5 protein-coding genes are annotated in these 7,285 nt (G+C 61.2%); 4 read left to right on the forward strand and 1 reads right to left on the reverse strand.

Features of this window, described 5'->3' with window-relative positions; all coding sequences use genetic code 11:
* Nucleotides 1-111: 111 nt before the first annotated feature.
* Nucleotides 112-318: a DUF2735 domain-containing protein gene (locus AGR13A_RS11890; RefSeq protein WP_003520619.1), complete on the reverse strand. Its 207-nt coding sequence runs from the start codon at nucleotides 316-318 to the stop codon at nucleotides 112-114.
* A 480-nt stretch (nucleotides 319-798) separates the two neighbouring features.
* Between AGR13A_RS11890 and AGR13A_RS11895 the strand changes: the two genes are divergently transcribed.
* The 4 genes from AGR13A_RS11895 to AGR13A_RS11910 all read left to right on the forward strand — a co-directional run bounded on the left by AGR13A_RS11895 (nucleotide 799) and on the right by AGR13A_RS11910 (nucleotide 7,174).
* On the forward strand, nucleotides 799-1,833 hold the full coding sequence (locus AGR13A_RS11895; RefSeq protein ID WP_003520621.1) for a glutamine synthetase beta-grasp domain-containing protein: 1,035 nt from the start codon (nucleotides 799-801) through the stop codon (nucleotides 1,831-1,833).
* Between the two features lie 217 nt (nucleotides 1,834-2,050).
* A complete protein-coding gene (locus AGR13A_RS11900) occupies nucleotides 2,051-2,821 on the forward strand; it encodes an SDR family oxidoreductase (RefSeq protein WP_080835762.1) in 771 nt (256 codons plus the stop codon).
* Between the two features lie 31 nt (nucleotides 2,822-2,852).
* Nucleotides 2,853-6,248, forward strand: coding sequence for a hybrid sensor histidine kinase/response regulator (locus AGR13A_RS11905; RefSeq protein WP_080835765.1), 3,396 nt, complete (start codon nucleotides 2,853-2,855; stop codon nucleotides 6,246-6,248).
* Complete coding sequence (locus tag AGR13A_RS11910; RefSeq protein ID WP_065656763.1) at nucleotides 6,245-7,174, forward strand: response regulator; 930 nt, start codon at nucleotides 6,245-6,247, stop codon at nucleotides 7,172-7,174. Before AGR13A_RS11905 ends, AGR13A_RS11910 begins: the two co-directional genes overlap by 4 nt.
* Nucleotides 7,175-7,285: the final 111 nt, after the last annotated feature.

Below are 7,285 nucleotides of genomic sequence, written 5' to 3' on the forward strand. Positions count from 1 at the left end.
CGAGCGCCGCGATATACGGAGGGGTTGCCCCCTCATCCGACCCTTCGGGCCACCTTCTCCCCCACGGGGAGAAGAAATGCACGGCACGGTCTCACATCAGGAATGCGACCATCAGGAATGCGGCTTATCGTTCCGCTCTTCGTCGCGGATCGCATCGTCGTGATACCACGAACCGAAATCGATATGCGGCTCCTGCGCCTGACGCTCGAGGTCGCTGAGGCTGCTGTTGCGGAACTTGGAAAGACCCGCGCGCCCGCCGACCGGGAATTGATAGATCGTTGCCGTCTCGCGATGAATGCCAGTTGCCATTTCGATCATCTCACTCTGTTTGCATCGAAGCACTTTATGTCTGGAGCTAACCCGCAAAGGCCAGATTCGCTCCGTTTGATTAAAAAAAAATCACCTTGCGAAAAATATAGGCATTAATCGTCTCATCTACAAGAAAAACCATTCCGAAAGCGCCGGTTTTTGGGGCAAATGCCAATCCCTCGCGCGCAACCGAAATCATTGCACCGCAGCAGGGCATTTCGCCGGGAGACGCCAGCTATCTATCAGGATTCAATGATGAAACATGAGGGGTGAATTTGCCTGCCGCAGTGCAGCAGAACCAGCCACGCGCGATATCCAGGCTCCTGCGCGACAGGGGGCCTGAAAGATTTTTCGAAAAAATCGCCTGATATCGCCAATCTGGCACGCGGCATGCATCTAAGGGGTCAGCCCTTGAACGCGAATGCGCTTCGGTGGCCAAAGCCACGGGAGGCCTCAAGGCTTCGCATTGTTACCTATGAGAGGTTCGTAATGACTAAGTTCAAACTCGAGTACATCTGGCTGGACGGATACAAGCCGGTCCCCAACCTGCGCGGCAAGACCCAGATCAAGGAATTCGACGAATTCCCCACACTCGAGCAGCTGCCGCTTTGGGGCTTTGATGGCTCGTCCACGCAGCAGGCCGAAGGCCACTCGTCGGATTGCGTGCTGAAGCCCGTCGCGATCTATCCCGACCCGGCCCGCTCCAACGGTGCACTCGTCATGTGCGAAGTCATGATGCCCGATGGCGTCACCCCGCATGCTTCGAACAGCCGCGCAACCATCCTCGACGACGAGGACGCATGGTTCGGCTTCGAACAGGAATATTTCTTCTACCAGGACGGCCGCCCGCTCGGCTTCCCGGAACAGGGTTACCCGGCTCCGCAGGGTCCTTATTACACCGGCGTCGGCTTCAAGAATGTCGGTTCGGTTGCCCGCGAAATCGTTGAAGAGCACCTCGACCTCTGCCTCGAAGCCGGCATCAACCACGAAGGCATCAACGCCGAAGTGGCCAAGGGCCAGTGGGAATTCCAGGTATTCGGCAAGGGCTCCAAGCGCGCCGCCGACCAGATCTGGATCGCCCGTTACCTGCTGCTGCGTCTTTGCGAACAGTACGGCATCGACGTCGAATTCCATTGCAAGCCGCTCGGCGATACCGACTGGAACGGTTCGGGCATGCATTGCAACTTCTCCACCAAGTTCATGCGCGAAGTTGGCGGCAAGGACTATTTCGAAGCCCTCATGGCCGCTTTCGCCAAGAACTGGAAAGAGCACATCGACGTTTACGGTCCGGACAACCACCTGCGCCTGACCGGCAAGCACGAAACCGCTCCGTGGAACAAGTTCTCCTACGGCGTTGCCGACCGTGGCGCCTCGATCCGCGTTCCGCATTCTTTCGTCAACAACGGTTACAAGGGTTACCTTGAAGACCGTCGTCCGAACTCGCAGGGCTGCCCTTACCAGATCGCTTCCGTCGTTCTGAAGACGATTGCAGAAGTGCCGCTCGCAAAGTCGGCTGCTGCCTGATAACCCAAGACATGGCGTCGCCCGCAACCGGGCGACGCCATTTTTATGTCCACCGAACGGCCGGACCGGACAGGCGACCTTTCGCCCTCTGCCCTGCGTGGAATATTCTTGCCTATGCGCAAACTCGAAGACGTTGCGTGGCTTTGACCAACCGCATCGGCTTTTCCGAACCGAGACACGGTTTTCGGTCCGATGCTCTAAAGCAAGAAGGTGAGCGATGGGCATTCTCAAAAAATTCTCTCTCGAAAACCGCATCGCCATCATCACCGGCAGCGGCCGCGGTCTCGGCTTCGAAATCGCCAGGGCCTTTACCGAGGCTGGCGCCCATGTGTGGCTGACCGGCCGCAACGCCGAGGCGCTGGAACAGGCAGCAGGCACACTTCGGCAAGCCGGCGGAAAAGCCGATTATGCCGCTTTCGACATTGCCGACACCGCCGCCGGAACTGCCCTCGTCCACCGCATCATGGACGAATTCGGCCATCTCGATATCCTCGTCAACAATGTTGGCGCACGCGACCGCCGCCCGCTTTCCGAATTCAGCGACGAGGACGTGCTGGAGCTTATCCGCACCGACCTCACCTCCTCCGTCTCGCTGTCGCGAGACGCCGCGCAAGCCATGAACACCAACGGTTACGGCCGCATCATCACCATCACCTCCATTCTCGGCCACATCGTCAGGCCGGGCGATGCGATCTATCCCGTTGCCAAGCAGGGGCTAACCGGGCTGATGCGCGCAATAGCTGTCGAATATGGTGCGCGCGGCATCACCAGCAACGCCATTGCACCCGGCATGTTCGCCACGGAAACCAATGCGGCCCTTGCCGAAAACCCTGACATGGTCGCCTTTGCCAAGCTGCGCGTGCCGCTGGAACGCTGGGGCAGGCCGGATGAAATCGCCGGTGCAGCCCTGTTTCTGGCCAGCGACGCATCCTCCTTCGTCAACGGCCATGTGCTGACGGTGGATGGCGGCATGTCGGTGCGGCTGTGAGAGGCCCGTTGCGGAAAGGCGCTAGATAGGCATGGCCGCACGGCAACGCATCATCCCCGTCAGGCGCGAATATAACCGCTGGGTCGCCAACCAGACGCTGGAAGATTATGCGCTGCGCTTCACCGCCAAGAGCGCCCGGCAATTTTCCTCCAACCGCATTTCCCACACCGCCATCGGCGCGATTTCCTTTCTGGCGCTGGAAGCCATCGGCGGCGCCATCACGCTCTCCTATGGCACCACCAACGCCTTTTACGCCATCCTCGTCGCCGCCATCGCCATGCTCGCCGTCGGCCTGCCGATCAGCCGTTACGCCATCCGTCACGGTGTCGATATCGATCTTCTGACGCGCGGCGCGAGCTTCGGTTATATCGGCTCCACCATCACCTCGCTGATCTATGCCGCCTTCACCTTCATGCTCTTCGCCATCGAAGCGTCGATCATGTCCGGCGCGCTGGAACTGGCGCTCGGCATTCCGCTGTGGATCGGCTACATCATCTCGGCCGTCATGGTCATTCCGCTGGTCACCCATGGCGTGCGCCTCATCAGCCGTTTCCAGATCATCACCCAGCCCTTCTGGATCATCCTCAACGTCCTGCCTTTCGTGTTCATCGCTTTGTTGGACTGGGAAAAATACGATCTCTGGCGCGCCTTTGCCGGTATTCACCACGCCTCCGGCCCGCCGGGAACGGTCGCGGATTTCAATCTGGTGGAATTCGGCGCGGCCTCCGCCGTCATTCTGGCGCTGATGTCGCAGATCGGCGAACAGGTGGACTTCCTGCGCTTTCTGCCGGCCGAGGGGCAAAGCCGCCTGCGCCACCGCATTGCGGTTTTCCTGGCGGGCTCCGGCTGGGTCGTCGTCGGCGTGCCGAAGCTGCTCGCCGGCTCCTTCCTCGTGGTGCTCACCTTCAGCTCCGGCGTCTCGGTGGATCGCGCCGCCGATCCGGCGCAGATGTATCTCACCGCCTTCGGTTACATGATCCCCAACGAGACGGCGGCCATGCTGCTGATGGTCGCCTTCGTGGTCGTCTCGCAGCTGAAGATCAACGTCATGAACGCCTATGCGGGTTCGCTCGCATGGTCGAACTTCTTCTCGCGCCTCACCCACAGCCACCCCGGCCGCGTCGTCTGGTTGGTCTTCAACGTGGCGATCGCGCTGCTTCTGATGGAGCTCGGCATCTACAGGCTACTGGAAGAAACGCTCGGCATCTTCTCCATCATCGCCATGGCGTGGCTCTGCACCATTTCCGCCGATCTCTTCATCAACAAGCCGCTCGGCCTTGCCCCGCCCGGCATCGAATTCAAGCGCGCCCATCTTTACGATATCAACCCCGTCGGCGTCGGCTCCATGGCGCTTTCGGCCACCATTGCGCTGATGGCGCATTTCGGAGCCTTCGGACCGCTCGCCGCATCGCTCGCGCCCTATCTGACGCTGATCGTCGCTTTCACCGCCTCGCCGCTGATTGCATGGGGCACGAAGGGCAAATTTTATCTCGCCCGCAAACCGCGCCAGAAGTGGCGTGAGGAAAGCAGCATCACCTGCTCCATCTGCGAACACCCTTTCGAGCCGGAGGACATGGCCTGGTGTCCGGCCTATGCCGCACCGATCTGTTCGCTCTGCTGCTCGCTGGACAGCCGCTGCCACGACATGTGCAAGCCGAAGGCCAAGCTGAACTATCAGGTCGCCACCGTCGCGAAATCCTTCCTGCCGGATCAGCTGGTGGCGAAACTCGCCACCCGGCTCGGACGTTACGGCATGGCGGCGGCGATTGCCGTCACCGCCATCGGCGGCATTCTCGCGATGATCGCCCATCAGGTCGGCACCGCCTCGCCAGAAACGGCCGATGTGGTGAACCGCACCATCCTCATCGTGTTTTTCGTCTTCGCCGTCATTGCCGGCATCGTCTGCTGGTTCCTCGTGCTTGCCCATGACAGCCGGGTGGTGGCGGAAGAGGAATCCTCCCGCCAGAACACATTGCTGCTGAAGGAAATCGCCGCTCACAAGAAGACCGACGCCGCCCTTCAGGACGCCAAGGAAACGGCCGAGGCCGCTAACCGCGCCAAGAGCCGTTATGTCGTCGGCCTCAGCCATGAATTGCGCACGCCGCTCAATGCGGTTCTTGGTTATGCCCAGATTCTCGAGCGCGACGACACCATTCCCCCGCCCCGGCAATCGGCAATCAAGGTCATCCGCCGTTCAGCCGATCACCTGTCTGGCCTGATCGACGGGCTTCTGGATATTTCCAAGATCGAGGCGGGCCGTCTGCAGGTCTATTCCAACGAGATCAATATTCAGGATTTCCTCGACCAGATCGTCGACATGTTCCGCCCGCAGGCGCAGGCCAAGGGGCTGGAATTTCGCCACGACCGGTCGCGGGCCCTGCCGCAATATGTCCGCACCGATGAAAAGCGGCTGCGCCAGATCCTCGTCAACCTCATCTCCAACGCCATCAAATTCACCGATGAGGGCGCCGTCACCTTCGATGTCGGTTATCGCAGCCAGGTGGCGAGTTTCACCGTCTCCGATACCGGCCGTGGCATTGCCGAAAAGGACCTCGCCCGCATCTATGAGCCCTTCCAGCGCGGCGAGGCAGACAGCGTGCGCCCCATGCCGGGCCTCGGCCTCGGCCTGACCATCACGAGGCTCCTCACCAATACGCTCGGCGGCGAAATTTCCGTTTCCAGCGCAAAGGATGAAGGCTCCACTTTCCGCGTGCGCCTCATGCTCTCTGCCGTGCACCGGCCAAGCACGGCACCGGCGGCGGAAAAGACCATTCGCTCCTATTCCGGCCCGCGCCGCACCATCGTCGTGGTCGATGACAATGAGGATCATCGCGAACTGATGCGGCAGGTGCTCTCGCCGCTGGATTTCGTAGTGCTGACGGCGCAGAGCGGGCCGGAATGCCTGACGCTCATCGAAGGCGTGAAGCCCGACCTTTTCCTCATCGATATTTCCATGCCCGGCATGACCGGCTGGCAGCTTGTGACGAAACTGCGTGAAGCCGGCCAGACTGCCCCGCTCATCATGCTCTCGGCCAATATCGGCGACGGGACAGTGGCGGGCGCGGGCGAGGACAACCACAATGACGCCATCGCCAAGCCTGTCGATATCCGCCAGCTTTGCGACAGGCTTGCCGTGCATCTCGGCCTGAAATGGATCTACGAGGCGGATATGCCGCCCCCGCCATCGCCGCCGCCCGTGGCGCAGATCGTCCATCCCGGCGCAATTCACATTCAGGATTTGCAGCGGCTCGGCGAAATAGGCTACATACGCGGCATCGAGGCGAAACTCGCCGATCTTGCCCGCAACACGGAAAACCTGCCCTTCACGCAGGAGCTCGGCACCTATGTGCAGGCCTTCGATCTGGCCGGTTACGCGCATTTTCTTAAACGGTTTGCGGATAGTGACACGGGAGACGGCAAGGCATGAGCGGTCAGGCGGCGGCAGCCCCGAGAGACATCGTATTGCTGGTGGATGACAGCCCGGAGGCACTGGGGTTCCTCACCGATGCGCTGGAACAGTCCGGCTTTTCCGCCCTCATCGCCACCTCCGGCCAGGCCGCGCTCAACATTGCCGAACGCATCACGCCCGATATCATCCTGCTCGACGCCGTCATGCCGGCGATGGACGGTTTCGAGACCTGCCGCCGCCTGAAGGCCAATGCGGCGGTGGCGCAGGTGCCCGTTATCTTCATGACCGGGCTGACCGAGACCGAACATGTGGTGCGGGCGCTGGAATCCGGCGGCGTCGATTATCTGACCAAGCCGATCAACATCGACGAGTTGCGCGCCCGCATCCGCGTGCACCTTTCCAATGCCCGCTCGGCCCAGAGCGCCCGCGTCGCGCTTGATGCCGCCGGCCGCCACCTGCTCGCCGTGCGCGCCAATGGGGCGATCCACTGGTCGACGCCGCAGGCGACGCGGCTCGTCAACGCCGCCACCGGCCGCGATGACGGCATGGAAATCGTCACCAGCCATATTGGCCGCTGGCTCGCAGAACGGGCGGCGGCGGAAACCGGCCGCGACGTGCCGCTGACGATCACCGAGGCCGGGCGGCCCGCCCTGCAACTGTCCTTCCTTGGCGCCATGGGGCCGGATGAATTCCTCTTCCGCCTCACCGCCGCCAATGAGAAATCCGGCGACCACCTGCTGCGCGAACATTTTTCCCTCACCGCGCGGGAATCGGAAGTGCTGCTGTGGATCGCGAAGGGCAAATCCAACCGCGATATCGGCGATATCCTCGGCCTTTCCGCGAGAACCGTGAACAAGCATCTGGAACAGATCTATGTGAAGCTCGGGGTGGAAAACCGGGCATCGGCGGCTGTGAAGGCGGCGCATATATTGCATCAGGGGTGACGACTGCCATTATTATGGTAGGTTGTTCGACATATTCCGCTTGAGTTCACGGCGTCCGCTTATTGGGCGAGCGTCCGCCGCTTGTTTCTTCTCCCCAAGGGGGAGAAGTCC

Source organism: Agrobacterium genomosp. 13 str. CFBP 6927, assembly GCA_900012615.1.
Lineage (GTDB): Bacteria > Pseudomonadota > Alphaproteobacteria > Rhizobiales > Rhizobiaceae > Agrobacterium.

Coding starts and splice junctions, on each gene's coding strand:
- AGR13A_RS11890 (WP_003520619.1), bottom strand. CDS start 318: ATGATCGAAATGGCAACTGGCATTCATCGCGAGACGGCAACGATCTAT.
- AGR13A_RS11895 (WP_003520621.1), top strand. CDS start 799: ATGACTAAGTTCAAACTCGAGTACATCTGGCTGGACGGATACAAGCCG.
- AGR13A_RS11900 (WP_080835762.1), top strand. CDS start 2,051: ATGGGCATTCTCAAAAAATTCTCTCTCGAAAACCGCATCGCCATCATC.
- AGR13A_RS11905 (WP_080835765.1), top strand. CDS start 2,853: ATGGCCGCACGGCAACGCATCATCCCCGTCAGGCGCGAATATAACCGC.
- AGR13A_RS11910 (WP_065656763.1), top strand. CDS start 6,245: ATGAGCGGTCAGGCGGCGGCAGCCCCGAGAGACATCGTATTGCTGGTG.